A 26,884-nucleotide genomic window follows, 5' to 3' on the forward strand; every position below is an offset into this window, starting at 1 on the left:
GGCGGACCGGATGCCGTGCCCCCACGCGCGAAGCAGCCACCGCCTCGCGGCACACTATGGGGTTTGATGACTGAGTATGGCCGGGGCGCAGGCCACGAACCGTGGCATCCCGAGGACCCGTTGTACGGGGACCAGGGATGGGCAGGGCAGCAGGCTCCGTACGGTGGTCAGCCACAGCACTACCAGCAGGAGCCGCAACAGCAGCAGCCGTATTACGACGGCCGGCAGCACCAGCACCCGCATCAGCACGAGCAGCAGCCCGGGCACCCGGACCAGCAGCAGTACGGCCACAACGTCGGCTGGGACACGGCCCAGCAGCAGGAGCCGGTGCCGTACGGCATGAATCCGGCGGCCGACCCGTACGCCGGCCAGCAGCCCGCCTACGGCGCCGGCGAGAGCGACTACTACGCCGCGCCGGACGCCTATCCCCCGCCGCAGCCGCCGAACCAGCGCCGGGCGCCCGAGCCGGACCAGGCTCCCGAGTGGGAACCCGAGCCGGAAGCCCCCGAGGAGCACCCGTTCTTCACGGGCAGCGGCGACCGCGACGACGACCCCGACGAGCCACGCGAGTCCCGGCGCGGCGGCGACCGCCGAGGCGGCAAGTCCAAAAAGAAGAAAAGCCGCAACGGCACGGCCTGCCTCTTCGTCGTGGTGGTCCTGGCCGGCGGCGTGGGCGGCATCAGCTACTTCGGATACCAGTTCTACCAGGACCAGTTCGGAGCCCCGGCCGACTATTCGGGCACCGGCACCGGTTCCGTCGAGGTCGAGATCCCCAAGGGTGCGGGGCTGGGCCAGATCGGCAGCATTCTCGCCCGCAAGGGTGTGGTCAAGAGTTCGGGCGCCTTCGTCTCGGCGGCGACGGCGAACCCGAAGAGTCAGGGAATTCAGCCCGGCGTCTACCCGATGAAGAAGGAGATGTCCGGCAAGGCGGCCGTCGATCTCATGATCAACCCGTCGAACCTGAACGCCCTCATCGTCAAGGAGGGCCAGCGGAATGTCGTGGTCTACGAGGAGATCGACAAGAAGCTGAAGGTCGATCGCGGTACCACTGAGGACGTGGCCAAGAAGGAGTTCAAGGATCTCGGGCTGCCCGAATGGGCCAATGACGACCCCGACATCAAGGACCCGCTGGAAGGCTTCCTTTATCCGTCGCGTTACGACATCGGCGGAAAGTCGACGCCGAAATCCGTACTCAAGGAAATGGTCACGCGGGCCAAAGGGCAATACGCTGCCGCGAACGTCGAGGCGGAGGCCGAGAGGCTCGGTCTCGAATCTCCGCTGGATCTCGTCACGGTCGCCAGCCTTGTGCAGGTCGAAGGCAAGACACACGACGATTTCCGCAAGATGGGCGAGGTCGTGTACAACCGCCTCAAGCCCACCAATACGGAAACGAATCAGCTGCTCCAGTTCGACTCGGCCTTCAATTACCTGAAGGGTCAGAGCGAAATCAAGATCAGCGAATCCGAGATCAACAGCAACATGGATCCGTACAACACGTACACGCAGAGGGGCCTCACCCCCGGGCCCATCAGCAACCCCGGCCACGAAGCTCTCGCGGCCGCACTGAATCCGACGAAGGACGGCTGGCTGTACTTCGTGGCGACCGACGGCCTGAACAAGACCGAATTCGCCAAGACGCACGCCGAGTTCCTGACGCTGAAGGAAAAGTTCGATGCAAGCCAGGGCAGCGACTGACGCCCGCAGGGCAGCGGTCCTCGGGTCGCCCATCGCCCACTCCCTCTCCCCGGTGCTGCACCGCGCGGCGTACCGGGAACTCGGCCTCGCCCACTGGTCGTACGACCGTTTCGAAGTGGACGAGGCCGGGTTGCCCGGCTTCTTCGCGGAGCTCGACGAGTCCTGGGCGGGTCTGTCCCTGACCATGCCGCTCAAGCGGGCCGTCATCCCGCTGCTCGACGAGATCAGCGACACGGCGGCATCGGTCGAGGCGGTGAATACGGTCGTCTTCACCGAGGACGGCCGGCGGACCGGCGACAACACCGACATCCCCGGCATGATCGCCGCCCTGCGCGAGCGCGGCATCGAGAAAGTCGGCTCCGCCGCGATCCTCGGCGCCGGAGCCACCGCCTCGTCCGCCCTCGCCGCGCTCTCCCGCCTGTGCACCGGCCCGGTCACCGCGTACGTCCGCAGTTCCGCCCGCGCCGACGAGATGCGGCAGTGGGGCGAGCGGCTCGGAGTCGACGTACGCGTCGCCGACTGGGCGCAGGCGCACCGGGCGTTCGACGCGCCGCTCGTCGTCGCCACCACCCCGGCCGGCACCACTGACGCCCTCGCCGAGGCCGTGCCGGACAGCCCCGGCACGCTTTTCGACGTGCTGTACGAGCCGTGGCCGACCGCACTCGCCGCCGCGTGGTCCGCGCGCGGCGGCGCGGTCGTCGGCGGCCTCGACCTGCTCGTGCACCAGGCCGTGCTTCAAGTGCGGCAGATGACGGGCCGCCCCACCGCGCCGCTCGCCGTCATGCGGGCTGCCGGGGAACACGCGCTCGCCGCCTCGTAGGATCCGCGGAGAACCGGAGGTCACAGGGCGAGGAAGATCGATCATGGGCATGGCGACGGGGCAGGTCCTGGCAGCGCCCGACCTGCTGAAGCTGGCGTTTTACTTCCTGCCCGAGTGGCTCCGTATCGCGCTCGGCGCGGCCGTTCTCTTCATGCTGCTGACGTACGGCGTACGCAAGCTGTGGCGCCGGACGGCGGCGCGGCAGACCGGGCCGGCGCGTCCCGCGAAATGAGAATGCCGTCCGTCTTATGGACCGGCTGCCGGGTCACCGGTCCGGTCGTGGGAGGATCAGGGGTGGCGGGCCAGGGCCGCGCACCCGGTCGCGCCGTCGCAGTTCCAGGCGCGAGCATGAGGAGCACCGTTGAGCAGGTTGCGCTGGCTGACCGCGGGGGAATCCCACGGCCCCGCACTCGTCGCGACGCTGGAGGGCCTTCCCTCCGGTGTCCCCGTCACCACGGAGATGGTGGCGGACGCGCTTGCCCGGCGGCGGCTCGGCTATGGGCGCGGTGCGCGGATGAAGTTCGAGCAGGACGAGGTGACCTTCCTCGGCGGCGTACGGCACGGCCTGACCATGGGCGGCCCCGTCGCGATCATGGTGGGCAACACCGAGTGGCCCAAGTGGGAGCAGGTCATGTCGGCCGACCCGGTCGACCCCGAGGAGCTGGCCAAGCTGGCGCGTAACGCGCCGCTGACCCGCCCGCGCCCCGGACACGCCGACCTCGCGGGTATGCAGAAGTACGCCCTGGACGAGGCCCGGCCGGTCCTGGAGCGGGCGAGTGCCCGCGAGACCGCGGCCCGTGTCGCGCTCGGCACCGTCGCCCGGTCCTACCTGAAGCAGACGACCGGCGTCGAGATCGTGTCGCACGTCGTGGAGCTGGCCTCCGCCAAGGCGCCGTACGGTGTGCTGCCCGTGCCCGCCGATGAGGCGAAGCTCGACGAGGACCCGGTGCGCTGCCTGGACGCCGACGCGTCGAAGGCGATGGTGGCCGAGATCGACCAGGCCCACAAGGACGGCGACACGCTGGGCGGTGTCGTCGAGGTGCTGGCGTACAACGTGCCCGTCGGACTCGGCTCGTTCGTGCACTGGGACCGCCGGCTCGACGCCCGGCTCGCCGCCGCGCTGATGGGCATCCAGGCGATCAAGGGGGTCGAGGTCGGTGACGGCTTCGATCTCGCGCGCGTGCCCGGCTCGAAGGCCCATGACGAGATCGTGCCGACCGCCGAGGGCGTACGTCGTACGTCCGGTCGCGCCGGCGGTACCGAGGGCGGCATGTCCACCGGTGAGCTGCTGCGCGTACGGGCCGCGATGAAGCCCATCGCGACCGTGCCGCGTGCGCTCGCCACCATCGACACCGCCACCGGTGAGGTCGCGGCCGCGCACCACCAGCGCTCCGACGTGTGCGCCGTTCCGGCCGCCGGGATCGTGGCCGAGGCCATGGTCGCGCTCGTCCTCGCGGACGCGGTCGCGGAGAAGTTCGGCGGCGACAGCGTGGGCGAGACCCGGCGCAATGTGCGGAGCTACCTCGACAACCTGGTCGTCCGGTGAGTGCGACAGGCGGGCCGGTCGTCGTACTTGTCGGGCCCATGGGGGTCGGCAAGTCCACGGTGGGTGCGCTGCTCGCCGAGCGGCTGGGAGTGGCGTACCGGGACACCGACGCCGACATCGTCGCGGCCGAGGGCCGGCCGATCGCCGAGATCTTCGTCGACGAGGGCGAGGCGCGCTTCCGTGAGCTGGAGCGGGAGGCCGTGAAGGCGGCGCTCGCCGGGCACACGGGCGTGCTGTCGCTCGGCGGCGGCGCGGTGCTCGACGACGGCACCCGGGCGGACCTGGCCGGGCTGCCCGTCGTCTACCTCTCCATGAACGTGACCGAGGCGATCAAGCGCGTCGGGCTCAACACCGCCCGCCCGCTGCTGGCAGTCAACCCGCGCCAGCAGTGGAAGCAGCTGATGGAAGCGCGCCGGCATCTGTACGCCGAGGTGGCCGACGCGGTGGTCGAGACGGACGACCGGACCCCCGAAGAGGTCGCGCAGGCGGTCCTCGACGCACTCGAAGTGAAGGAAGCATGACGGAGCAGGCAGTCACCCGTATCCAGATCGGCGGCAGCGAGGGCGCGGAGCCCTACGAGGTGCTGGTCGGCCGGCAGCTGCTCGGTGAGCTGCCCGGGCTGATCGGCGACCGGGCCAAGCGCGTAGCCGTCCTGCACCCCGAGGCGCTCGCCGGCACCGGTGAGGCGATCCGCGAGGACCTCGCCGCCCAGGGCTACGAGGCCATCGCGATCCAGCTGCCGAACGCCGAGGAGTCCAAGACCGTCGAGGTCGCGGCGTACTGCTGGAAGGCTCTCGGGCAGACCAACTTCACGCGTACGGACGTGATCGTCGGCGTCGGAGGCGGAGCCACCACCGATGTGGCCGGTTTCGTCGCCGCCACCTGGCTGCGCGGCGTGCGCTGGATCGCCGTACCGACCACCGTGCTGGGCATGGTCGACGCGGCCGTCGGTGGCAAGACGGGCATCAACACCGCCGAGGGCAAGAACCTCGTCGGCGCCTTCCACCCGCCGGCCGGTGTGCTCTGCGACCTGGCGGCGCTCGACTCGCTGCCGGTCAACGACTACATCAGCGGTCTCGCCGAGGTCATCAAGGCGGGCTTCATCGCCGACCCGGTGATCCTCGACCTGATCGAGGAGGACCCGGCGGCGGCCCGTACGCCCGAGGGTCCGCGTACCGCCGAGCTGATCGAGCGCGCCATCCGGGTCAAGGCCGACGTGGTGTCGAGCGACCTGAAGGAATCCGGTCTGCGCGAAATCCTGAATTACGGTCACACGCTCGCGCACGCCATCGAGAAGAACGAGCGCTACAACTGGCGCCACGGCGCGGCCGTTTCCATCGGTATGGTCTTCGCTGCCGAACTGGGCCGTCTCGCGGGCCGTCTCGACGACGCGACCGCCGACCGGCACCGCACGGTGCTGGAGTCGGTCGGGCTGCCGCTCACCTACCGCGCCGACCAGTGGCCCAAGCTCCTTGAGAACATGAAGGTCGACAAGAAGTCGCGCGGCAACCTGCTGCGCTTCATCGTCCTCGACGGGCTCGCCAAGCCGACCGTGCTCGAAGGCCCCGACCCGGCGGTGCTGCTCGCCGCGTACGGCGAGGTGTCCAAGTGACTGCCGCCCGGCGGGTGTTCGTTCTCAACGGGCCCAACCTGGGCCGTCTCGGCTCGCGCGAACCCGACGTGTACGGCGCGACGTCGTACGCCGGGCTCGTCGAGGAATGCGGACGGCTCGGCAAGGAACTCGGCTTCGACGTGGACGTACGCGAGACGAACGACGAGGGCGAACTGATCCGCTGGCTCCACGAGGCCGCGGACGGGTCAATTCCGGTCGTTCTCAACCCGGGTGCCTTCACGCATTACTCGTACGGAATGAGGGACGCGGCGGCCCAGCGCACCGCGCCGCTGATCGAGGTGCACATCTCGAACCCGTACACACGCGAGGAATTCCGGCACACCTCGGTGGTCGCCGCCGTGGCCAGCGGTACGGTCGCGGGCTTCGGCATCGGCTCGTACCGGCTCGCCCTGCGCGCTCTCGCCGAGGAACTCGACGGCTGAGCGGGCACTCTGGACCTGCCCCCGCCGTTCACAGTAGAACGGCGGGGGCAGGTACCTTTCGGTAGGCCCGGGCCGTCCTGGTCCGCCAAGAGTCGCCTGTACGAGACGGAGTCGCACCGGATGCAGCACGCAGTGGGGGCTCCGCTGCCACCGCCCCACGGGCCCGCCGCAGGGTGGGCGCACGGCGCCCCGCACCCCGCCGGACCGCACGCAGGGCCGCCTGCAGGGCCCGCCGGGCCCCAAGCCGGGCCCGCCGGGCCCCACGCCGGTCCCCCCGGGCCCCAAGAGCCCCCGCACCCGCCCCAGGCGCCTCAGGCACCGGGACACGCCCCGGCGGCTCCCGGCTGGAGCGGACCGGTCCCGCAGCACGCCCAGCGGCCACCGTCCCGCGAGACCACCGGGCACATCCAGCTGCCGCCCGGCGGTCCGGTCCCGGTCCCCGCGCCGCCGCGCGCCGCCGCGCCCACGGACACCGGCGGCACGACGCTCGCGGTGCTGCTCATCGGCCCCGCGGGCGCGGGCAAGACGACCGTCGCCAAGCACTGGGCGCGGCACCGCCGCGTGCCGACCGCGCACATCAGCCTCGACGACGTACGCGAATGGGTGTGCTCCGGGTTCGCCGACCCGCAGTCCGGCTGGAACGACCAGTCGGAGGCCCAGTACCGCCTGGCCCGCCGCACCTGCGGCTTCGCCGCCCGCAACTTCCTGGCCAACGGCATCTCGTGCATCGTCGACGACGCCGTCTTCCCGGACCGTCCCGTCGTCGGGCTCGGCGGCTGGAAGCGCCATGTGGGGCCCGGGCTGCTGCCCGTGGTCATCCTTCCCGGCCTGGAGATCGTGCTGGAGCGCAACGCCCAGCGCAGCGGCAACCGGCGCCTGTCCGACGAGGAAGTCGCCCGTATCCACGGCCGGATGGCCGGGTGGTACGGCTCGGGGCTGCCGATCATCGACAACTCGCAGTACGACGTACCGACCACAGCCCGCGTACTGGACGAGGTGCTCGCCCGCTCCATAGCCAGCCCGCCCGCCTGGTAGCGGCGCGGCGCCTTCTCGTGCCTTTTCGTACAGAGGGGCTTCGTACAGACGGCCTCGCCGCCCCGGTCGGACGCGCTGAACCGGCCGGACGGTGCCCGCGCTCGTACGCTCGAAACATGTCAGAGCTGTATGCGGCCCGTCGTGGACGACTGCGCGACCGGTGCGCCGCTGCCGGCAGCGGCGCCGCACTGGTCTCCCGTCCCGCCAACGTCCGCTACCTCGCGGGCGGAGCGCCACCCGGCGCCGTGCTGCTGCTCGGGCCGTCCGCCGGGGAGGCCGACGTGCTGATCTGCCCCGGTGCGCCGACCGCGGACCCCGCCGACGGCCGCACCGACGAACAGCTGCGGATCATGGTCCTGCCCGCGCCCGGCGGCGACGCCGTGGTCGCGGCGGCAAGGACGGCCGCTGCGGCCGGAGCGGAGTCGCTCGCCGTCGAGGAGAACCACCTCACCGTCGCCAGGCACCGGGCGCTCGGCTCGGTCGCCCCCCGGCTGCGCCTGGGCGATCTCGCCGGCGCTGTCGAGCAGCTGCGCATCGTCAAGGACGAGGAAGAGATCGCGTCCATGCGGATCGCGGCCGAGATCACCGACCAGGCCCTCGGTGAGCTGCTCGAATCGATCCTGGTGGGCCGCACGGAGCGGCACCTCGCGCTGGAACTGGAGCGCCGCCTGGTCGACCACGGCGCGGACGGGACGGCCTTCCCCACCTCGGTCGCCACCGGGCCGAACTCGGGCCTCGGCAGGCACCGGCCGTCGGACCGGCGCGTGGAGGAGGGTGATTTTCTCTCCGTCTGCCTCGGCGCCAATTACCGCGGCTACCGCTGCGAGATCGGCCGTACCTTCGTCATCGGCACGACGCCCGCCGAGTGGCAGATCGAGCTGTACGACGTCGTATTCGCCGCTCAGCGGGCGGGCCGGGAGGCTCTCGTACCGGGCGCCGAGTACCGCGAAGTGGACCGCGCGGCACGCCATGTACTGGCCGCCGCGGGCCACGGCGAGGCCGTCGCGCCACGCACCGGGCACGGTGTCGGACTCGAAATAGAGGAGGACCCGCAGCTGGCACCTGCGGCCATGGGTAAACTGGACGCTTGTGTGCCGGTCACCGTCGAACCGGGGGTCCACCTCCCGGGCCGGGGCGGTGTCCGGATCGATGACACGCTCGTCGTGCGCCCCGAGGCGGACGGCGGACCCGAGCTACTCACCATCACGACCAAGGAGCTGCTCGCGCTGTAGCACCTGAGCCGCAGCGCGACCCCCGGGTCACAGCAGTCCCACCAGCCTTCAGTCCAGGAGATTCCGCAACCGTGGCTTCCACGAACGACCTCAAGAATGGCATGGTGCTCAAGCTCGACGGAGGCCAGCTCTGGTCCGTCGTCGAGTTTCAGCACGTCAAGCCCGGCAAGGGCCCTGCCTTCGTGCGCACCAAGCTCAAGAACGTGCTCTCCGGCAAGGTCGTCGACAAGACGTTCAACGCCGGCGTGAAGGTCGAGACGGCCACCATTGACCGGCGCGACATGCAGTTCTCGTACATGGACGGCGAGTACTTCGTCTTCATGGACATGGACACCTACGACCAGCTCATGGTCGACCGCAAGGCCGTCGGCGACGCCGCCAACTTCCTGGTCGAGGGCTTCACCGCCTCCGTCGCGCAGCACGAGGGCGCGGTGCTCTACGTCGAGCTGCCGGCCGCCGTCGAGCTCACGATCCAGCACACCGACCCGGGCGTCCAGGGCGACCGCTCCACCGGCGGCACCAAGCCCGCGACGCTGGAGACCGGCCACGAGATCCAGGTCCCGCTCTTCATCACCACCGGTGAGAAGATCAAGGTCGACACCCGCACGAGCGATTACCTCGGCCGGGTGAACAGCTAACCGTGGCTGCCCGGAACACGGCGCGCAAGCGCGCCTTCCAGATCCTCTTCGAGGCCGACCAGCGCGGTGAGTCCGTGCAGACGGTCCTCGCGGACTGGATGCGGCACGCCAGGACCGACACCCGCCAGCCGCCGGTCAGCGAGTACACGATGCAACTCGTCGAGGGCTACGCGACGTACGCGGACCGCATCGAGGACCTCATGGCCACGTACGCGGTCGACTGGGAGATCGACAGGATGCCGGTCGTCGACCGGAACATCCTGCGGCTCGGCACGTACGAGCTGGTGTGGATGGACGAGACGCCCGACGCGGTGGTGATCGACGAGGCGGTACAGCTCGCCAAGGAGTTCTCCACCGACGACTCACCGTCCTTCGTGAACGGCCTCCTCGGCCGTTTCAAGGAGCTCAAGCCGAATCTGCGTCGCGAGTAGCCCGAGCTGGGCTGTTCCACGGCTGAAAGGGCCCGCAGTACGCTTCACGGCGTGCTGCGGGCCCTTTCAGCACGCGGAAAACGCCGGGACCGGCGGAAGCCCGAAAGCTTCCGCCGGTCCCGGCGTTACGTTTCTGCTGGTGGCGCTCGGACTAGACGTCCTCGTGAGCGACCGCACGGCGCGCGTCCGCGTCGAGCACACCCCAGCTGATCAGCTGCTCGGTCAGGACCGAGGGCGACTGGTCATAAATGACGGCCAGCGTGCGCAGGTCGTCCTGGCGGATCGACAGGACCTTGCCGTTGTAATCGCCGCGCTGCGACTGGATCGTCGCGGCGTAACGCTGGAGCGGGCCCGCCTTCTCGGCCGGGACATGGGCGAGGCGCTCCAGGTCAAGGCGGAGCTTCGGCGGCGGCTCGGCGGCGCCGCCGGGCGTCGTACCCGGCAGGAGCTCCTGGACCGGGACGCCGTAGAAGTCCGCAAGCTCGGCGAGGCGCTGCACGGTCACGGCGCGGTCGCCGCGCTCGTACGAGCCGACCACGACGGCCTTCCAGCGGCCCTGGGACTTTTCCTCGACACCGTGAAGGGAAAGGCCCTGCTGGGTGCGGATGGCGCGGAGCTTGGCCCCGAGCTGTTTTGCGTATTCGCTGGACATATGGCTCCCCGGACGCAGACTGGTAACTCACTGTGAGGTTACGCAGCGTTACTTGGATGCGTCAAGCCGAATGGGTCCAGACCGCCTAGTCGAGGGGTATCGCAAGGGTTGCCGAATAGTGCTGGTACCGTGGTGACGCAATTCCGACGTCCTTTAAGGTCCGTCCCGTGAGGCGGAGAAGGAGGTCCGTTTCCAATGGACACGGTTGATTCCGATGCTCCGCGCCCTGTGCTTGAGGGCCCTGACATCGAGCGGGTACTGACCCGCATCGCCCACGAGATCGTCGAACGCGCCAAGGGTGCCGACGACGTGGTGCTCCTCGGCATTCCCACCCGCGGTGTCTTCCTGGCCCGTCGGCTGGCCGCCAGGCTCGAAGAGATCACCGGCCGGAAAATGCCGGTCGGCTCCCTCGACATCACCATGTACCGCGACGACCTGCGCATGCGCCCCGCGCGGGCCCTCGCCCGTACCGAGATCCCCGGCGACGGCATCGAGGACCGGCTCGTCGTCCTCGTCGACGACGTGCTGTTCTCCGGCCGCACGATCCGGGCCGCGCTCGACGCGCTCGGCGACATCGGCCGCCCCCGCGCCGTACAGCTCGCGGTCCTCGTCGACCGCGGCCACCGCGAACTGCCGATCCGCGCCGACTACGTCGGCAAGAACCTCCCCACGTCGTTGCGGGAGACGGTCAAGGTCCAGCTCTCCGAGGAGGACGGCCGCGACGCCGTGCTGCTCGGCCTCCAGCAGACCGCTCCGGTCGGCGAGCAGTAGCGGCCTCCTGTACGGACCCGGACCGCCGGGACCGTGCTCCGGCCTGCCCTCCTGCCCGCCTCCACACACGCGCCCCTCACGAACCACGGAGCACCAGATGAAGCGTCACCTCATCTCGGCCGCCGACCTCACCCGCGACGACGCCGTGCTGATCCTCGACACCGCCGAGGAGATGGCCCGCGTCGCGGACCGGCCGATCAAGAAGCTGCCGACCCTGCGCGGACGTACGGTCGTCAACCTCTTCTTCGAGGACTCGACCCGCACCCGCATCTCCTTCGAGGCCGCCGCCAAGCGCCTCTCCGCCGATGTCATCAACTTCTCCGCCAAGGGCTCGTCCGTCTCCAAGGGCGAGTCGCTCAAGGACACCGCGCTGACCCTGGAGGCGATGGGCGCCGACGCCGTCGTGATCCGGCACGGCGCCTCCGGCGCGCCCTACCGCCTCGCGACCTCCGGCTGGATCGACGGCGCGGTCGTCAACGCGGGCGACGGTACGCACGAACACCCCACCCAGGCGCTGCTCGACGCCTTCACGATGCGCCGCAGGCTCGTCGGTCCCGACGCCGGAATAGGGCGTGACCTGGACGGACGCCGGATCACGATCGTCGGCGACGTACTGCACAGCCGGGTCGCCCGCTCCAACGTCCACCTGCTGCACACCCTCGGCGCCGAGGTGACGCTGGTCGCGCCGCCCACCCTGGTCCCGATCGGCGTCGAGCACTGGCCCTGCCAGGTCTCGTACAACCTCGACGAGGTGCTGCCGAAGTCCGACGCGGTGATGATGCTGCGTGTGCAGCGAGAGCGGATGAACGCCGCCTTCTTCCCGACCGAGCGCGAGTACTCGCGGCGCTACGGCCTGGACGGCGACCGGATGGCCCGCATGCCCGAGCACGCCATCGTCATGCACCCCGGCCCGATGAACCGGGGCATGGAAATCACCGCGCAGGTCGCGGACTCCGACCGCTGCACGGCCGTCGAGCAGGTCGCCAACGGCGTCTCGACCCGGATGGCCGTCCTGTACCTGCTTCTCGGCGGCAACGAGTCCGCCATCAGCCCGACCCCCGCACGCACCGAGGAGAGCAAATAACTATGAGCAAGATCCTGATCCGCGGTGCGAAGGTACTGGGCGGCGAGCCGCAGGACGTCCTGATCGACGGCGAGACCATCGAGGCGGTCGGCACCGGGCTGAGCGCCGAGGGCGCGACCGTCGTCGAGGCCGAGGGCAAGATCCTGCTGCCCGGCCTCGTCGACCTGCACACCCACCTGCGCGAGCCCGGCCGTGAGGACTCCGAGACAGTCCTGACCGGTACGAAGGCCGCCGCCGTCGGCGGCTTCACCGCCGTCCACGCCATGGCGAACACCTTCCCGGTCGCCGACACCGCCGGCGTCGTCGAGCAGGTCTGGCGCCTCGGCAAGGAGTCCGGCTACTGCGACGTGCAGCCCGTCGGCGCCGTCACCGTCGGCCTGGAGGGCAAGAAGCTCGCCGAGCTCGGCGCCATGCACGACTCCGCCGCCGGGGTGAAGGTCTTCTCCGACGACGGCAAGTGCGTCGACGACGCCGTGATCATGCGCCGAGCGCTGGAGTACGTGAAGGCATTCGACGGCGTCGTCGCCCAGCACGCCCAGGAGCCCCGCCTCACCGAGGGCGCCCAGATGAACGAGGGCATCGTCTCCTCCGAGCTGGGTCTCGGCGGCTGGCCCGCCGTCGCCGAGGAGTCGATCATCGCCCGCGATGTGCTGCTCGCCGCCCACGTCGGCTCGCGCGTGCACATCTGCCACCTGTCCACGGCAGGTTCGGTGGAGATCGTCCGCTGGGCCAAGTCCAAGGGCTGGAACGTCACCGCCGAGGTCACCCCGCACCACCTCCTGCTCACGGACGAGCTGGTCCGTACGTACAACCCGGTCTACAAGGTGAACCCGCCGCTGCGCACCGAGGCGGACGTCATGGCGCTGCGTGAGGCCCTCGCCGACGGCACCATCGACTGCGTCGCCACCGACCACGCCCCGCACCCGCACGAGGACAAGGACTGCGAGTGGGCGGCGGCGGCCATGGGCATGGTCGGCCTGGAGACCGCCCTGTCCGTCGTCCAGCAGACGATGGTCGACAGCGGCCTCCTCGACTGGGCGGGCGTCGCGGACCGCATGTCGTTCCGCCCGGCGGCCATCGGCCGGCTGGAGGGCCACGGCCGCCCCGTCTCGGCAGGCGAGCCCGCCAACCTCACGCTGGTCGATCCGGCTTACCGTGGAGCCGTGGACCCCTCGGGCTTCGCCTCCCGCAGCCGCAACACCCCCTACGAGGGCCGTGAGCTGCCGGGACGCGTCACCCACACCTGGCTGCGGGGCCACGCAACGGTCGTCGACGGGAATCTGGCGTGACACCTTTCATCCATCTGGCCGCCGAGGCCGCCGCCGCGGAGCGCAAGTCGGCCGAAGTGACCGACTGGGCCGCCCGCATCGGCTGGGTCGTCGGACTGCTGCTCTTCATCGCGCTCCTGTACTGGCTGATGCGCCAGGGCTGGAAGTGGCGCGCCACCCTCCAGTCGGACATCCCCGAGCTGCCCACCGCGCCCGAGACGCCGGGTGAGGCGAAGCTGAGGATGAGCGGCCGCTACCACGGCTCGACGACCGCCGGGCAGTGGCTCGACCGGATCGTGGCCCACGGCCTCGGCACGCGCAGCAGGGTTGAGCTGACGCTCACCGACGCCGGTCTCGATGTCGTACGCCCCGGAGCGGCCGACTTCTTCGTACCGGCCGGGCAGCTGCGCGAGGCCAGGCTCGACAAGGGCATCGCGGGCAAGGTCCTCGCCGAGGGCGGTCTGCTGGTCGTCACCTGGCAGCACGGCGACAAGCAGATCGACTCCGGCTTCCGCTCCGACCGCGCGGCCGAGCACACGGCCTGGGTCGAGGCGATCAACTCCATGAAGCAGTTCATTACGACGGAAGGCACCGCACGATGACGATCTCCAAGCCGGGGAACGCCTCGCAGAGGAAGGGGGCGTCTCCCGCCGTACTCGTCCTGGAGGACGGCCGCAGCTTCCGCGGCCGTGCCTACGGGGCCGTGGGGGAGACCTTCGGCGAGGCGGTGTTCAACACCGGCATGACCGGCTACCAGGAGACCCTCACCGACCCCTCGTACCACCGTCAGGTCGTCGTGATGACGGCCCCGCACGTCGGCAACACCGGTGTGAACGACGAGGACGACGAGTCGGCGAAGATCTGGGTCGCCGGTTACGTCGTACGCGACCCCGCCCGCATCCCCTCCAACTGGCGCTCCAGCCGCTCCCTCGACGAGCAGCTCGTCGACCAGGGCATCGTGGGCATCAGCGGCATCGACACCCGCGCCCTGACCCGTCACCTGCGCGAGCGCGGCGCGATGCGCGTCGGCATCTTCTCCGGCGAGGCACTGGCCGACGAGGACACGCTGCTCGCCCGCGTGAAGGAGGCCCCCCAGATGGTGGGCGCCTCGCTCGCCGCCGAGGTCTCCACCAAGGAGCCGTACGTCGTCCCCGCGATCGGTGAGAAGAAGTTCACCGTCGCCGCGATCGACCTCGGCATCAAGGGCATGACCCCGCACCTGATGGCCGAGCGCGGCATAGAGGTGCACGTCCTGCCCGCCACCGCCACGGCCGAGGACGTGTACGCCGTCGCCCCCGACGGAGTGTTCCTCTCCAACGGCCCCGGCGACCCGTCCACGGTCGACCTCACCGTCGTCAAGGCCGTCCTGGACCGCAAGACGCCGCTCTTCGGTATCTGTTTCGGCAACCAGATCCTGGGCCGGGCGCTCGGCTTCGGCACGTACAAGCTGAAGTACGGCCACCGCGGCATCAACCAGCCCGTGCAGGACCGCACGACCGGCAAGGTCGAGGTCACCGCGCACAACCACGGCTTCGCCGTCGACGCCCCGCTCGACCAGGTCTCCGAGACCCCGTACGGGCGCGCCGAGGTGTCCCACGTCTGCCTGAACGACGACGTGGTCGAGGGCCTCCAGCTGCTCGACCAGCCCGCGTTCAGCGTCCAGTACCACCCCGAAGCGGCTGCCGGCCCGCACGACGCCGCGTACCTGTTCGACCGCTTCGTGACTCTCATGGAGGGCCAGCGTGCCTAAGCGCACCGATATCCAGTCCGTCCTGGTCATCGGCTCCGGTCCGATCGTCATCGGCCAGGCCGCGGAGTTCGACTACTCCGGCACGCAGGCCTGCCGCGTCCTCAAGGCCGAGGGCCTGCGCGTCATCCTGGTCAACTCCAACCCGGCGACGATCATGACCGACCCGGAGATCGCCGACGCCACGTACGTCGAGCCGATCACCCCGGAGTTCGTCGAGAAGATCATCGCCAAGGAGCGCCCCGACGCGCTGCTGCCGACCCTCGGCGGCCAGACCGCGCTCAACACCGCGATCTCCATGCACGAGCAGGGTGTGCTGGAGAAGTACGGCGTCGAGCTCATCGGCGCCAACGTCGAGGCCATCCACAAGGGCGAGGACCGCGACCTCTTCAAGGGCGTCGTCGAGGCCGTCAAGGCCAAGATCGGTTACGGCGAGTCCGCCCGCTCCGTCATCTGCCACTCCATGGACGACGTCCTCGCGGGCGTCGAGACGCTCGGCGGCTACCCCGTCGTCGTACGCCCCTCCTTCACCATGGGCGGCGCCGGCTCCGGCTTCGCGCACAACGAGGACGAGCTGCGCCGCATCGCCGGACAGGGCCTCACGCTCTCGCCGACCACCGAGGTGCTCCTGGAGGAGTCCATCCTCGGCTGGAAGGAGTACGAGCTGGAGCTGATGCGCGACAAGAACGACAACGTCGTGGTCGTCTGCTCCATCGAGAACTTCGACCCGATGGGCGTGCACACCGGTGACTCGATCACCGTCGCCCCGGCGATGACGCTGACCGACCGCGAGTACCAGCGCCTGCGCGACGTCGGAATCGCGATCATCCGCGAGGTCGGCGTCGACACCGGCGGCTGCAACATCCAGTTCGCCGTCAACCCCGACGACGGCCGCATCATCGTCATCGAGATGAACCCGCGCGTCTCGCGGTCGTCCGCGCTGGCCTCCAAGGCCACCGGCTTCCCGATCGCGAAGATCGCCGCGCGTCTCGCCGTCGGCTACACGCTGGACGAGATCCCGAACGACATCACCGAGAAGACCCCGGCGTCCTTCGAGCCCGCGCTCGACTACGTCGTCGTCAAGGTGCCGCGCTTCGCCTTCGAGAAGTTCCCGCTCGCCGACGCCACCCTCACCACCACCATGAAGTCGGTGGGCGAGGCCATGGCGATCGGCCGCAACTTCACCGAGGCGCTCCAGAAGGCCCTGCGCTCGCTGGAGAAGAAGGGCAGCCAGTTCGCCTTCACCGGCGAACCCGGCGACAAGGCCGACCTCCTGGAGATCGCCAAGGTCCCCACCGACGGCCGCATCAACACCGTCATGCAGGCCATCCGGGCCGGCGCCACCCCCGAGGAGATCTTCGACGCCACGAAGATCGACCCGTGGTTCGTCGACCAGATGTTCCTCATCAAGGAGCACGCGGACGAGCTCGCCGCCGCCGACAAGCTCGACCCCGACCTGCTCGCGGAAGCAAAGCGCCACGGCTTCTCCGACGCCCAGATCGCCGACATCCGCGGCCTGCGCGAGGACGTCGTACGCGAGGTCAGGCACGCGCTCGGCGTCCGCCCGGTCTACAAGACGGTCGACACCTGCGCCGCCGAGTTCGCCGCGAAGACGCCGTACTTCTACTCCTCGTACGACGAGGAGTCCGAGGTCGCGCCGCGCGAGAAGCCCGCGGTGATCATCCTGGGCTCCGGCCCGAACCGCATCGGCCAGGGCATCGAGTTCGACTACTCGTGCGTCCACGCCTCCTTCGCGCTCAGCGACGCGGGCTACGAGACCGTGATGGTCAACTGCAACCCGGAGACCGTCTCCACCGACTACGACACCTCCGACCGCCTGTACTTCGAGCCGCTGACGCTCGAAGACGTGCTGGAGATCGTCCACGCCGAGACCCTCGCGGGCCCGATCGCGGGCGTCATCGTCCAGCTCGGCGGCCAGACCCCGCTGGGCCTGGCCCAGGCGCTCAAGGACAACGGCGTACCGGTCGTCGGCACCCCGCCGGAGGCCATCCACGCCGCCGAGGACCGCGGCGCCTTCGGCCGCGTCCTCGCCGAGGCCGGTCTCCCGGCCCCCAAGCACGGCACGGCGACCACCTTCGACGAGGCCAAGGCCATCGCCGACGAGATCGGCTACCCGGTGCTCGTACGCCCGTCGTACGTGCTCGGCGGACGTGGCATGGAGATCGTGTACGACGAGACGCGCCTGTCCTCGTACATCGCGGAGTCCACCGAGATCAGCCCCACCCGGCCGGTCCTGGTCGACCGCTTCCTCGACGACGCGATCGAGATCGACGTCGACGCGCTCTACGACGGCACCGAGCTCTACCTCGGCGGCGTCATGGAGCACATCGAGGAAGCCGGCATCCACTCCGGCGACTCCGCCTGCGCGCTGCCCCCGATCACCCTCGGCGGCTTCGACATCAAGCGGCTGCGGATCTCCACCGAGGCCATCGCCAAGGGCGTCGGCGTACGCGGACTGATCAACATCCAGTTCGCGATGGCCGGCGACATCCTGTACGTCCTGGAAGCCAACCCGCGCGCCTCGCGCACCGTCCCCTTCACCTCGAAGGCGACCGCGGTGCCGCTCGCGAAGGCCGCCGCCCGCATCTCGCTGGGCGCGACCGTCGCCGAGCTGCGCGCGGAGGGCATGCTGCCGAAGACCGGCGACGGCGGCACGCTGCCGCTGGACGCGCCGATCTCCGTCAAGGAGGCCGTGATGCCGTGGAGCCGCTTCCGCGACATCCAGGGCCGCGGCGTGGACACCGTCCTCGGCCCGGAGATGCGCTCCACCGGTGAAGTCATGGGCATCGACTCGGTCTTCGGCACGGCGTACGCCAAGTCGCAGGCCGGGGCGTACGGTCCGCTGCCGACGAAGGGCCGCGCGTTCATCTCGGTCGCCAACCGCGACAAGCGCTCCATGATCTTCCCGGCGCGCGAACTGGTCGCCCACGGCTTCGAATTGCTCGCGACGTCCGGCACGGCCGAGGTGCTCAAGCGCAACGGCATCAACGCCACCGTCGTACGCAAGCAGAGCGAGGGCGAAGGCCCGCACGGTGAGAAGACCATCGTCAAGCTCATCCACGACGGCCAGGTCGACCTCATCGTCAACACGCCGTACGGCACGGGCGGCCGCCTCGACGGCTACGAGATCCGTACGGCCGCCGTGTCCCGCGGCGTCCCCTGCCTCACGACGGTCCAGGCCCTCGCGGCCGCCGTCCAGGGCATCGACGCGCTCACCCACGGCGATGTCGGGGTCCGTTCCCTTCAGGAACACGCACAACACCTGACAGCGGCCCGCGAGGTCTAGCGGCCAGGAGGGGGACACCGGATGCGGTGTCCCCCTCTTCGTGCCCAGCCCCCCCGGCCCTCCTGAGGAAAGCACCCATGTACAAACTCTTCTTCAACCTCGTCTTCAAGCGCATGGACCCCGAGCAGGCCCACTACCTGGCCTTCCGCTGGATCCGCCTCGCCGCCCGCGTCCCGGTCCTGCGCACCTTCGTCGCCGCCGTCCTCGCGCCCCGCCACACCTCGCTCCGCACGGAGGCGCTCGGCCTGCGCATGCACGGCCCCTTCGGCCTCGCCGCCGGTTTCGACAAGAACGCGGTCGCCGTCGACGGGATGTCGATGCTCGGCTTCGACCACATCGAAATCGGTACGGTCACCGCCCAGCCGCAGCCGGGCAACCCCAAGAAGCGCCTCTTCCGCCTCGTGAAGGACCGCGCGCTCATCAACCGCATGGGGTTCAACAACGAGGGCTCCGAGGCCGTGGCGGCCCGCCTGGCGGCCCGTAACCCTGTCTTCAAGACCGTCGTCGGCGTCAACATCGGCAAGACCAAGGTCGTTGCGGAGGAGGAGGCCGTCGCCGACTACGTCACCTCCACCGAGCGCCTGGCCGCCCACGCCGACTACCTGGTCGTCAACGTCTCGTCCCCGAACACCCCCGGACTGCGCAACCTCCAGGCCACCGAGTCGCTGCGCCCGCTGCTGACGGCGGTGCGTGAGGCGGCCGACCGTACGGTGACGGACCGCCGCGTCCCGCTCCTCGTCAAGATCGCGCCCGACCTGGCCGACGAGGACGTCGACGCCGTCGCCGACCTGGCGCTGGAGCTCGGCCTGGACGGCATCATCGCCACCAACACCACCATCGCCCGCGAGGGCCTCGGCCTGAAGTCCGACCCGGCCCTGGTCAAGGAGACCGGCGGACTGTCCGGAGCGCCCGTCAAGGCGCGCTCCCTGGAGGTCCTGCGCCGCCTGTACGCCCGTGTCGGCGACCGGATCACCCTGGTCGGCGTCGGGGGCATCGAGAACGCCGACGACGCCTGGCAGCGGATCCTGGCGGGCGCGACGCTCGTGCAGGGTTACAGCGCCTTCATCTACGAGGGCCCGTTCTGGGCCCGCGCGATCCACCAGGGCCTCGCCGAGCGCCTCGCCGCCAGCCCGTACGCCACCCTCGCCGACGCGGTCGGCGCCGAGACCCGGGAGACCTCCAAGTGACGGCAGTGACTGTCGAACCCTTCGGCGCCCGTCTGCGCCGCGCCATGGACACCCGTGGGCCGCTGTGTGTCGGCATCGACCCGCACGCCTCGCTGCTGAGCGCGTGGGGCCTCAATGACGACATCAAGGGCCTGGAGACCTTCACCCGCACCGTCGTCGAGGCGCTGGCCGACCGGGTCGCCGTACTGAAGCCGCAGTCGGCGTTCTTCGAGCGCTTCGGCTCGCGCGGCATCGCCGTACTGGAGAAGGCGGTCGAGGAGGCCAGGGCGGCCGGCGCGCTGGTGCTCATGGACGCCAAGCGCGGCGACATCGGCTCCACGATGGGTGCGTACGCGGATACCTACCTCCACAAGGGCTCGCCGCTCTTCTCGGACGCCGTCACCGTGTCGCCGTACCTCGGCTTCGGCTCGCTGCGTCCGGCGCTGGACGCGGCTGTGATCAACGGCTGCGGCGTGTTCGTACTCGCGCTCACCTCCAATCCGGAGGGCGCCGAGGTCCAGCGGGCCACCGCCGCCGGTGGCCGGTCGCTCGCCCAGCTGATGCTCGACCACATGGCGGCCGAGAACGAGGGCGCCGAGCCGCTCGGGTCGGTCGGCGCGGTGGTCGGCGCGACGCTCGGGGACGCGGGCGTCGATCTGGCCATCAACGGTCCGCTGCTGGCTCCCGGCATCGGGGCGCAGGGCGCGACGCCGGCCGATCTGCCGGGCGTCTTCGGGTCCGCCGTCGGCAATGTCGTACCGAGTGTGAGCCGCGGTGTGCTCCGCTTCGGGCCCGACGTAGCCGGACTGCGGGAGTCCGCTTCTCGCTTCGCCGACGAGGTCAGGGCGGCGGTCGCGGGGGCTTGACGGTGGCCCGGCGATTCATGTTGACGGAATCCTGACCGAAAACCGGGGTGTTATGTCTGATATGCCTTAGTCGACAGAGGCTGACCAGGACTTTTCGCCGCTTCTCGCTGACTGGAGCGGCCATGGCCGCTAGTCTCCGTCGAGAGAAACGTGCAGCTCGTTGTTTCGCAGCTCGCTGTTCGTTGCTCGCCTGGTGTGGGGCGACTAGGTTCCTCACCGGTCCGTATCCGACAGTTCGACATCCGAGGTGACGTAGGCGTGGCTCTTCCGCCCCTTACCCCTGAACAGCGCGCAGCCGCGCTCGAAAAGGCCGCCGCGGCTCGCCGGGAGCGGGCCGAGGTCAAGAATCGACTCAAGCACTCCGGCGCCTCGCTCCACGAGGTCATCAAGCAGGGACAGGAGAATGACGTCGTCGGCAAGATGAAGGTCTCCGCCCTGCTCGAGTCTCTGCCCGGCGTGGGCAAGGTCCGCGCGAAGCAGATCATGGAGCGGCTCGGGATCTCCGAGAGCCGTCGTGTGCGCGGTCTCGGCTCCAACCAGATCGCCTCTTTGGAGCGCGAGTTCGGCGGCGGCGCCGCCTGACGTTCTCGGGCACCCCCGAGAACCTGGATAATCGCATCCATGGCTGCAACATCCCGGGGGACGACCCCCGTACCCCCGGACGTACGTCCGCGGCTGACCGTGCTCTCCGGCCCCTCGGGTGTCGGCAAGAGCACGGTCGTCGCCCATATGCGCAAGGTCCACCCCGAGGTATGGCTCTCGGTGTCGGCCACCACACGCAAGCCGCGACCCGGCGAGCGCCACGGCATCCAGTACTTCTTCGTGAGCGACGAGGAGTTCGACAAGCTCGTCGCCAACGGTGAGCTGCTGGAATGGGCCGAGTTCGCCGGTAATCGTTACGGCACGCCCCGGCGTGCCGTGGTCGACCGGCTCGAAGCGGGCGAGCCCGTGCTCCTGGAGATCGATCTCCAGGGCGCACGGCTGGTCCGTGAATCGATGCCGGAGGCTCAACTGGTCTTCCTGGCCCCGCCCAGCTGGGACGAGCTGGTCCGCAGGCTGACCGGTCGCGGCACGGAGGCGCCCGATGTGATCGAGCGCCGACTTGAGGCCGCGAAGATCGAACTCGCCGCGGAGGCGGAGTTCGACACCACCCTGGTCAACACCTCCGTCGAGGACGTGGCGCGCGAGCTGCTAGCCTTGATGGAAGTTGCTTGATCTCTGTTCACTTATCGGAAGGTAGAGCGTGTCCTCTTCCATTTCCACGCCCGAGGGCATCATCAACCCGCCGATCGACGAGCTGCTCGAGGCTACTGACTCGAAGTACAGCCTCGTGATCTACGCGGCGAAGCGTGCGCGTCAGATCAACGCGTACTACTCGCAGCTCGGTGAGGGCCTGCTCGAGTACGTCGGCCCTCTGGTGGACACCCACGTCCACGAGAAGCCGCTCTCGATCGCCCTGCGCGAGATCAACGCGGGTCTGCTGACCTCCGAGGCCATTGAGGGCCCGGCGCAGTAGTCAGCAGGCGCAGGAATCTTTTCAGCACAGGCCCGGCAGTGAGACTGCCTGGCCTGTGGTGTGTCATAGGGGACGTAACCGTCGTACGAAGCGGGGAGACGCAGTGGACAAGCCCAAGGTCGTGCTGGGGGTCAGCGGAGGCATCGCCGCGTACAAGGCGTGCGAGCTGCTGCGCCGGCTGACGGAATCCGGCCATGATGTGCGGGTCGTGCCGACCGCGGCGTCGCTCCACTTCGTCGGCGCCGCCACCTGGTCGGCGCTGTCCGGCAACCCCGTCTCGGCCGAGGTCTGGGACGACGTCCACGAGGTACCGCACGTACGGATCGGGCAGGCCGCCGATCTGGTCGTGGTGGCCCCCGCCACCGCCGACATGCTGGCGAAGGCCGCCCACGGGCTGGCCGACGACCTCCTCACGAACACCCTGCTCACCGCCCGCTGTCCGGTGATCTTCGCGCCCGCGATGCACACCGAGATGTGGGAGCACCCGGCCACCCAGGAGAACGTCGCCACGCTGCGCCGCCGCGGCGCGGTCGTCATCGAGCCCGCGGTGGGCCGGCTGACCGGCGTCGACACCGGCAAGGGCCGGCTGCCCGACCCCGACGAGATCTTCGAAGTCTGCCGCCGGGTCCTCGCACGGGGTGTGGCCGAGCCCGACCTCGCGGGTCGGCACGTCGTGATCAGCGCGGGCGGTACGCGCGAGCCGCTCGACCCGGTCCGCTACCTGGGGAACCGTTCCTCCGGCAAGCAGGGGTACGCCCTGGCCCGTACCGCCGTCGCACGCGGCGCCCGGGTCACCCTCGTCGAGGCCAACACGGGTTTGCCCGATCCGGCGGGCGCCGATGTCGTCCGCGCCGGCACGGCGGTGCAGCTGCGCGAGGCCGTGCTGAAGGCGGCGGCGGACGCGGACGTGGTGGTCATGGCGGCCGCCGTGGCCGATTTCCGGCCGGCGGCGTACGCCGAGGGGAAGATCAAGAAGAAGGACGGCCAGGAGCCCGCCGCCGTCGAGCTGGTCCGTAATCCCGACATCCTCGCGGAGATCTCGGCCGAGCGCGCACGGCCCGGGCAGGTGGTCGTCGGCTTCGCCGCCGAGACCGACAACGTCCTGGCCAATGGGCGCGACAAGCTCCGCCGCAAGGGCTGTGACCTGCTGGTTGTCAATGAGGTGGGGGAGCGGAAGACGTTCGGCTCCGAGGAGAACGAAGCCGTCGTGCTCGACGCCGACGGGGGCGAGACTCCGGTGCCGTACGGACCCAAGGAGGCCCTGGCCGACACGGTCTGGGACCTGGTGACACGTCGGCTCGGTTAATTCTTGGTGTGCTTCACTGGGTGCCCCAAGTCCTTGCGAATCCGGCGTTTCGCCCTCTGGCGGAGGGCGTTGGCCGTGCTGCACAATGCAGTGCCGCTGGTCACAGGGCTCCCAACAAGCGAGACGCGTGGTCCGCCGACCGGAAGCGACCGATAAACTGGTCCCGGAACGACGCCGGGCGCAGCTCCCGGCTCGTTCCATCAATGCTCAGCCAGCAGCCGCTGCAACCCCAGGGAGCGATGTGTCCCGCCGCCTGTTCACCTCGGAGTCCGTGACCGAGGGCCACCCCGACAAGATCGCTGACCAGATCAGCGACACGATCCTCGACGCGCTCCTGCGGGAGGACCCGGCTTCCCGGGTCGCCGTGGAGACCTTGATCACCACCGGCCTGGTGCACGTCGCCGGCGAGGTGACGACCAAGGCCTACGCAGACATTCCCACGCTCGTACGCAACAAGATCCTCGAGATCGGGTACGACTCCTCGAAGAAGGGCTTCGACGGCGCCTCGTGCGGCGTTTCGGTGTCCATCGGCGCGCAGTCCCCCGACATCGCGCAGGGTGTCGACACGGCGTACGAGACCCGGGTCGAGGGCGATGAGGACGAGCTCGACAAGCAGGGCGCGGGCGACCAGGGCCTGATGTTCGGTTACGCGTGCGACGAGACGCCCGAGCTGATGCCGCTGCCGATCCACCTGGCGCACCGGCTCTCGCGCCGGCTGTCCGAGGTCCGCAAGAACGGGACGATCCCGTACCTGCGTCCCGACGGCAAGACCCAGGTCACCATCGAGTACGACGGTGACAAGGCCGTCCGCCTCGACACGGTCGTCGTCTCCTCGCAGCACGCCTCGGACATCGACCTCGACTCGCTGCTCGCTCCCGACATCCGCGAGTTCGTCGTCGAGCACGTCCTGAGCGGCCTTCTCGAGGACGGCATCAAGCTGGACACCGAGGGCTACCGCCTGCTGGTCAACCCGACCGGGCGTTTCGAGATCGGCGGCCCCATGGGCGACGCCGGCCTCACCGGTCGCAAGATCATCATCGACACGTACGGCGGCATGGCCCGCCACGGCGGCGGCGCCTTCTCGGGCAAGGACCCGTCCAAGGTCGACCGCTCGGCGGCGTACGCGATGCGCTGGGTCGCCAAGAACGTCGTGGCCGCGGGTCTCGCCGCGCGCTGCGAGGTCCAGGTCGCGTACGCGATCGGCAAGGCCGAGCCGGTGGGTCTCTTCGTCGAGACGTTCGGCACCGCGACGATCGACTCCGAGAGGATCGAGAACGCCATCGGCGAGGTCTTCGACCTCCGCCCGGCCGCGATCATCCGCGACCTCGATCTGCTCCGGCCGATCTACGCCCAGACCGCGGCGTACGGCCACTTCGGCCGCGAGCTTCCCGACTTCACGTGGGAGCGCACGGACCGCGTGGACGCGCTGCGCGCGGCGGCGGGTCTCTGACCGGCCCCGCCTCTCTGCTCGGCCGAAGGCCCCGGACCGTATCGGTCCGGGGCCTTCGGCATGTCGCACTGTCAGTGGCGTCTGGTAGGAATTTTGCTGTGAGCAGGAACGATGAGCGGCCCGAAGAGCCCGGGGGCGGGGTGCCGGAGCAGCTTGCGCTCATTCGGGAGACCGTGCGGAAGGCGAAGGTTTTGAAGGCCAAGCCGCGGACCTGGCGTGGGGCGCCGCTGGCGAAGGAGCTGCCCGTTGCCCGGGTGATGGTCAACAAGGGGGTGCTGCATCTCGACCAGTACTTCGACTATGCCGTGACCGAGGAGCTGGACGCTGTCGCGCAGCCGGGGGTGCGGGTCCGGGTGCGGTTCGGGGCCGGGGCGCACAACGTACGCGAGGGGCGTCGTGAGGGCGGGGGGATGATTGACGGCTTCCTCATCGAGCGGCGGGCCGAGTCGGACTACGCCGGGCCGCTGGCGGCGCTCGCCTATGTGGTGTCCCCGGAGCCCGTGCTGAGCCCGGAGCTGCTGGCGCTGTCGCGGGCGATCGCCGACCGGTACGCGGGGAGCCTCGCCGACGTACTGCAGCTGGCTGTTCCGCCGAGGAACGGCTCGGCCGAGCAGAAGCCCTCGCCCGAGCCGCTGCCGCCGCCCGGTGCGCCGGAGGCCGGGACGTGGGAGCGGTACGCGCACGGGCCCGCGTTTCTGCGGGAGTTGGCCGCGGGCGGGGCGCCGCGAGCCGTGTGGAACGCGCTGCCGGGGCCGCACTGGCCGGACGAGCTGGCGCGTGCGGTGGCCGCGACGCTGGCCTCCGGGCGGGGGGCGCTGGTCGTGCTGCCGGACGGGCGCGGTGCGGCCCGGGTGGACGCCGCGCTCACCGCGCTGGTGGGGAAGGGACATCACACGCTGCTGACCGCCGATGCCGGCCCCCAGAAGCGGTACCGGCAGTGGCTGGCCGCGCGGCGGGGGTCGGTCCGGGCGGTGATCGGGACGCGGGCCGCGATGTTCGCCCCGGTGACGGATCTGGGGCTCGTGGCGGTGTGGGACGACGGGGATTCGAGCCACAGCGACGACCACGCGCCGTTTCCGCATGTGCGGGAGGTGCTGGAGCTGCGGGCGCAGCACAGCAAATGCGGGTTCCTGCTGGGGGCCACGAGCTGCACCGTCGAGGCGGCCCAGCTGGTCGAGAGCAAGTGGGCCGCGCCGTTGCGGGCGGGGCGTGAGCAGGTGCGCGCCGCGGCGCCGCTGATCCGGACGGTGGGGGACGAGGAGGTGGCCCGCGACGGTGCCGCGCGGGCCGCGCGGCTGCCCAGCCTGGCGTGGCAGACCGTGCGGGACGGACTCAAGTCCGGTCCGGTGCTGGTGCAGGTGCCCCGGCGCGGGTACGTACCGAGCCTGGCCTGCGAGCGGTGTCGTACGCCCGCCAGGTGCCGGCACTGCGCCGGGCCGCTCGAAGCCGCCGACCAGCAGGAACTGCACTGCGGGTGGTGCGGCCGGGACGCGGCCGGATGGCGGTGCGGTGAGTGCGGGAGCGTGCGGCTGCGGGCGCAGGTCGTCGGGGCGCGGCGTACGGCGGAGGAGCTGGGCCGGGCGTTTCCCGCCGTGCCGGTGCGTACGTCCGGGCGCGACCACGTGCTGGAGAGCGTGCCGGGGGTGCCCGCGCTCGTCGTCAGCACGCCGGGGGCCGAGCCCGTGGCCGAAGGCGGTTACGCCGCGGCGCTGCTGCTCGACGGCTGGGCGATGCTCGGGCGGCAGGACCTGCGCGTCGGGGAGGAGGCGCTGCGGCGCTGGATAAGCGCGGCAGCGCTGGTCAGGGGGCAGGGGGAGGGCGGCACGGTGGTCGTGGTCGCCGAGCCGACGCTGCGGCCGGTGCAGGCGCTGGTGCGGTGGGACCCGGTGGGGCACGCGCAGCGGGAGCTGGCGGAGCGGGCGGAGCTGGGCTTTCCGCCGGTGTCGCGGATGGCGGCGGTGAGCGGCCGGCCGGAGGCGATCGCCGCGTTTCTGGCGGCGGCGGAGCTGCCGGACGACGCGGAGGTCCTCGGGCCCGTGCCGCTGCGGGTGGCGGAGCCCGGGCGGCCCCGCAGGCCCGGCGACCCGCCGGTGGGTGAGGTGTGGGAGCGGGCGCTGCTGAGGGTGCCGCCGGGGAGCGGGGCGGCACTGGCTGCGGCGCTGAAGGCGGCGCAGGCGGCGCGGCTGGCCCGTGGGGGCGGCGATCCGGTGCGGATCAGGATCGATCCGCCGGACATCGGGTGAGTGGGGGGCGTGCGGGTTGCCTGCGGCGCTTTGCCCGCCCCCTTCCCGCCTGCGAC

26 protein-coding genes are annotated in these 26,884 nt (G+C 70.4%); 25 read left to right on the forward strand and 1 reads right to left on the reverse strand.

Annotation, left to right across the window (positions count from 1 at the left end):
* Positions 1–66: 66 nt before the first annotated feature.
* The 11 genes from mltG to nusB all read left to right on the forward strand — a co-directional run bounded on the left by mltG (position 67) and on the right by nusB (position 9,452).
* A complete protein-coding gene (mltG, locus tag J7E91_RS18350) occupies positions 67–1,695 on the forward strand; it encodes an endolytic transglycosylase MltG (RefSeq protein ID WP_214905750.1) in 1,629 nt (542 codons plus the stop codon).
* A complete protein-coding gene (locus J7E91_RS18355; protein ID WP_214905753.1) occupies positions 1,673–2,515 on the forward strand; it encodes a shikimate dehydrogenase in 843 nt (280 codons plus the stop codon). The genes mltG and J7E91_RS18355 overlap by 23 nt, the downstream gene beginning before the upstream one ends.
* 43 nt (positions 2,516–2,558) lie before the next feature.
* Positions 2,559–2,747 (forward strand): hypothetical protein, encoded by a 189-nt coding sequence (locus J7E91_RS18360; RefSeq protein WP_214905756.1) that lies wholly within the window; start codon positions 2,559–2,561, stop codon positions 2,745–2,747.
* A gap of 129 nt (positions 2,748–2,876) precedes the next feature.
* Positions 2,877–4,061 carry a chorismate synthase gene (aroC, locus tag J7E91_RS18365; RefSeq protein ID WP_214905759.1) on the forward strand — a complete coding sequence of 395 codons (1,185 nt, stop codon included), beginning with the start codon at positions 2,877–2,879 and terminating at the stop codon, positions 4,059–4,061.
* A 38-nt stretch (positions 4,062–4,099) separates the two neighbouring features.
* Positions 4,100–4,582, forward strand: a complete 483-nt coding sequence (locus J7E91_RS18370) for a shikimate kinase (protein ID WP_214906026.1) — start codon at positions 4,100–4,102, stop codon at positions 4,580–4,582.
* Positions 4,579–5,673, forward strand: a complete 1,095-nt coding sequence (gene aroB, locus J7E91_RS18375) for a 3-dehydroquinate synthase (RefSeq protein WP_214905763.1) — start codon at positions 4,579–4,581, stop codon at positions 5,671–5,673. Before J7E91_RS18370 ends, aroB begins: the two co-directional genes overlap by 4 nt.
* The gene (locus J7E91_RS18380; protein WP_214905766.1) at positions 5,670–6,116 is read left to right on the forward strand and encodes a type II 3-dehydroquinate dehydratase; all 447 of its coding nucleotides are present in this window, start codon (positions 5,670–5,672) and stop codon (positions 6,114–6,116) included. Before aroB ends, J7E91_RS18380 begins: the two co-directional genes overlap by 4 nt.
* A 120-nt stretch (positions 6,117–6,236) precedes the next feature.
* Positions 6,237–7,151: a Pro-rich N-terminal domain-containing protein gene (locus J7E91_RS18385; RefSeq protein ID WP_214905769.1), complete on the forward strand. Its 915-nt coding sequence runs from the start codon at positions 6,237–6,239 to the stop codon at positions 7,149–7,151.
* A gap of 116 nt (positions 7,152–7,267) precedes the next feature.
* Positions 7,268–8,383: an aminopeptidase P family protein gene (locus J7E91_RS18390; RefSeq protein WP_214905772.1), complete on the forward strand. Its 1,116-nt coding sequence runs from the start codon at positions 7,268–7,270 to the stop codon at positions 8,381–8,383.
* Positions 8,384–8,454: 71 nt separating this feature from the next.
* Positions 8,455–9,021, forward strand: a complete 567-nt coding sequence (gene efp, locus J7E91_RS18395; protein ID WP_214905775.1) for an elongation factor P — start codon at positions 8,455–8,457, stop codon at positions 9,019–9,021.
* A gap of 2 nt (positions 9,022–9,023) precedes the next feature.
* A complete protein-coding gene (gene nusB, locus J7E91_RS18400) occupies positions 9,024–9,452 on the forward strand; it encodes a transcription antitermination factor NusB (RefSeq protein ID WP_028814076.1) in 429 nt (142 codons plus the stop codon).
* A 151-nt stretch (positions 9,453–9,603) separates the two neighbouring features.
* On the opposite strand, the gene bldD is transcribed toward nusB, so the two are convergent.
* A complete protein-coding gene (gene bldD / locus J7E91_RS18405) occupies positions 9,604–10,104 on the reverse strand; it encodes a transcriptional regulator BldD (RefSeq protein ID WP_028814075.1) in 501 nt (166 codons plus the stop codon).
* Between the two features lie 195 nt (positions 10,105–10,299).
* On the opposite strand from bldD, the gene pyrR reads away from it, so the two are divergent.
* The 14 genes from pyrR to J7E91_RS18475 all read left to right on the forward strand — a co-directional run bounded on the left by pyrR (position 10,300) and on the right by J7E91_RS18475 (position 26,828).
* Positions 10,300–10,875 (forward strand): bifunctional pyr operon transcriptional regulator/uracil phosphoribosyltransferase PyrR, encoded by a 576-nt coding sequence (gene pyrR / locus J7E91_RS18410; protein WP_214905788.1) that lies wholly within the window; start codon positions 10,300–10,302, stop codon positions 10,873–10,875.
* Between the two features lie 97 nt (positions 10,876–10,972).
* On the forward strand, positions 10,973–11,959 hold the full coding sequence (locus tag J7E91_RS18415) for an aspartate carbamoyltransferase catalytic subunit (protein WP_214905791.1): 987 nt from the start codon (positions 10,973–10,975) through the stop codon (positions 11,957–11,959).
* 2 nt (positions 11,960–11,961) lie between these two features.
* Entirely contained in the window at positions 11,962–13,248 is a 1,287-nt protein-coding gene (locus tag J7E91_RS18420) for a dihydroorotase (protein WP_214905794.1), read from the forward strand.
* Positions 13,245–13,829 (forward strand): hypothetical protein, encoded by a 585-nt coding sequence (locus J7E91_RS18425; protein ID WP_214905797.1) that lies wholly within the window; start codon positions 13,245–13,247, stop codon positions 13,827–13,829. Before J7E91_RS18420 ends, J7E91_RS18425 begins: the two co-directional genes overlap by 4 nt.
* The gene (carA, locus tag J7E91_RS18430; protein ID WP_214905800.1) at positions 13,826–14,977 is read left to right on the forward strand and encodes a glutamine-hydrolyzing carbamoyl-phosphate synthase small subunit; all 1,152 of its coding nucleotides are present in this window, start codon (positions 13,826–13,828) and stop codon (positions 14,975–14,977) included. The genes J7E91_RS18425 and carA overlap by 4 nt, the downstream gene beginning before the upstream one ends.
* Positions 14,970–18,281 (forward strand): carbamoyl-phosphate synthase large subunit, encoded by a 3,312-nt coding sequence (gene carB / locus J7E91_RS18435; RefSeq protein WP_214905803.1) that lies wholly within the window; start codon positions 14,970–14,972, stop codon positions 18,279–18,281. Before carA ends, carB begins: the two co-directional genes overlap by 8 nt.
* Before the next feature lie 77 nt (positions 18,282–18,358).
* Entirely contained in the window at positions 18,359–19,468 is a 1,110-nt protein-coding gene (locus J7E91_RS18440; protein ID WP_214905806.1) for a quinone-dependent dihydroorotate dehydrogenase, read from the forward strand.
* Between the two features lie 5 nt (positions 19,469–19,473).
* The gene (gene pyrF, locus J7E91_RS18445; RefSeq protein WP_214906029.1) at positions 19,474–20,313 is read left to right on the forward strand and encodes an orotidine-5'-phosphate decarboxylase; all 840 of its coding nucleotides are present in this window, start codon (positions 19,474–19,476) and stop codon (positions 20,311–20,313) included.
* A gap of 258 nt (positions 20,314–20,571) precedes the next feature.
* Positions 20,572–20,895 (forward strand): integration host factor, encoded by a 324-nt coding sequence (locus J7E91_RS18450; protein ID WP_028814066.1) that lies wholly within the window; start codon positions 20,572–20,574, stop codon positions 20,893–20,895.
* A 39-nt stretch (positions 20,896–20,934) separates the two neighbouring features.
* Complete coding sequence (gmk, locus tag J7E91_RS18455; protein ID WP_214905809.1) at positions 20,935–21,528, forward strand: guanylate kinase; 594 nt, start codon at positions 20,935–20,937, stop codon at positions 21,526–21,528.
* A 28-nt stretch (positions 21,529–21,556) separates the two neighbouring features.
* Positions 21,557–21,829 (forward strand): DNA-directed RNA polymerase subunit omega, encoded by a 273-nt coding sequence (gene rpoZ / locus J7E91_RS18460; RefSeq protein WP_028814064.1) that lies wholly within the window; start codon positions 21,557–21,559, stop codon positions 21,827–21,829.
* Positions 21,830–21,932: 103 nt separating this feature from the next.
* Complete coding sequence (gene coaBC, locus J7E91_RS18465) at positions 21,933–23,135, forward strand: bifunctional phosphopantothenoylcysteine decarboxylase/phosphopantothenate--cysteine ligase CoaBC (RefSeq protein WP_214905811.1); 1,203 nt, start codon at positions 21,933–21,935, stop codon at positions 23,133–23,135.
* A gap of 241 nt (positions 23,136–23,376) precedes the next feature.
* Entirely contained in the window at positions 23,377–24,585 is a 1,209-nt protein-coding gene (gene metK, locus J7E91_RS18470; protein WP_214905814.1) for a methionine adenosyltransferase, read from the forward strand.
* A 98-nt stretch (positions 24,586–24,683) separates the two neighbouring features.
* Complete coding sequence (locus J7E91_RS18475) at positions 24,684–26,828, forward strand: primosomal protein N' (RefSeq protein ID WP_214905817.1); 2,145 nt, start codon at positions 24,684–24,686, stop codon at positions 26,826–26,828.
* Positions 26,829–26,884 lie beyond the last annotated feature (56 nt).

It is taken from the genome of Streptomyces sp. ISL-99 (assembly GCF_018614005.1).
Classification (GTDB): domain Bacteria; phylum Actinomycetota; class Actinomycetes; order Streptomycetales; family Streptomycetaceae; genus Streptomyces; species Streptomyces flavidovirens.

Bases quoted from the DNA above. Each gene is read 5' to 3' on its own strand.
- mltG (WP_214905750.1), top strand. From the start codon at position 67: ATGACTGAGTATGGCCGGGGCGCAGGCCACGAACCGTGGCATCCCGAG.
- J7E91_RS18355 (WP_214905753.1), top strand. From the start codon at position 1,673: ATGCAAGCCAGGGCAGCGACTGACGCCCGCAGGGCAGCGGTCCTCGGG.
- J7E91_RS18360 (WP_214905756.1), top strand. From the start codon at position 2,559: ATGGGCATGGCGACGGGGCAGGTCCTGGCAGCGCCCGACCTGCTGAAG.
- J7E91_RS18370 (WP_214906026.1), top strand. From the start codon at position 4,100: ATGGGGGTCGGCAAGTCCACGGTGGGTGCGCTGCTCGCCGAGCGGCTG.
- aroB (WP_214905763.1), top strand. From the start codon at position 4,579: ATGACGGAGCAGGCAGTCACCCGTATCCAGATCGGCGGCAGCGAGGGC.
- J7E91_RS18385 (WP_214905769.1), top strand. From the start codon at position 6,237: ATGCAGCACGCAGTGGGGGCTCCGCTGCCACCGCCCCACGGGCCCGCC.
- J7E91_RS18390 (WP_214905772.1), top strand. From the start codon at position 7,268: ATGTCAGAGCTGTATGCGGCCCGTCGTGGACGACTGCGCGACCGGTGC.
- bldD (WP_028814075.1), bottom strand. From the start codon at position 10,104: ATGTCCAGCGAATACGCAAAACAGCTCGGGGCCAAGCTCCGCGCCATC.
- pyrR (WP_214905788.1), top strand. From the start codon at position 10,300: ATGGACACGGTTGATTCCGATGCTCCGCGCCCTGTGCTTGAGGGCCCT.
- J7E91_RS18415 (WP_214905791.1), top strand. From the start codon at position 10,973: ATGAAGCGTCACCTCATCTCGGCCGCCGACCTCACCCGCGACGACGCC.
- J7E91_RS18420 (WP_214905794.1), top strand. From the start codon at position 11,962: ATGAGCAAGATCCTGATCCGCGGTGCGAAGGTACTGGGCGGCGAGCCG.
- carA (WP_214905800.1), top strand. From the start codon at position 13,826: ATGACGATCTCCAAGCCGGGGAACGCCTCGCAGAGGAAGGGGGCGTCT.
- J7E91_RS18440 (WP_214905806.1), top strand. From the start codon at position 18,359: ATGTACAAACTCTTCTTCAACCTCGTCTTCAAGCGCATGGACCCCGAG.
- gmk (WP_214905809.1), top strand. From the start codon at position 20,935: ATGGCTGCAACATCCCGGGGGACGACCCCCGTACCCCCGGACGTACGT.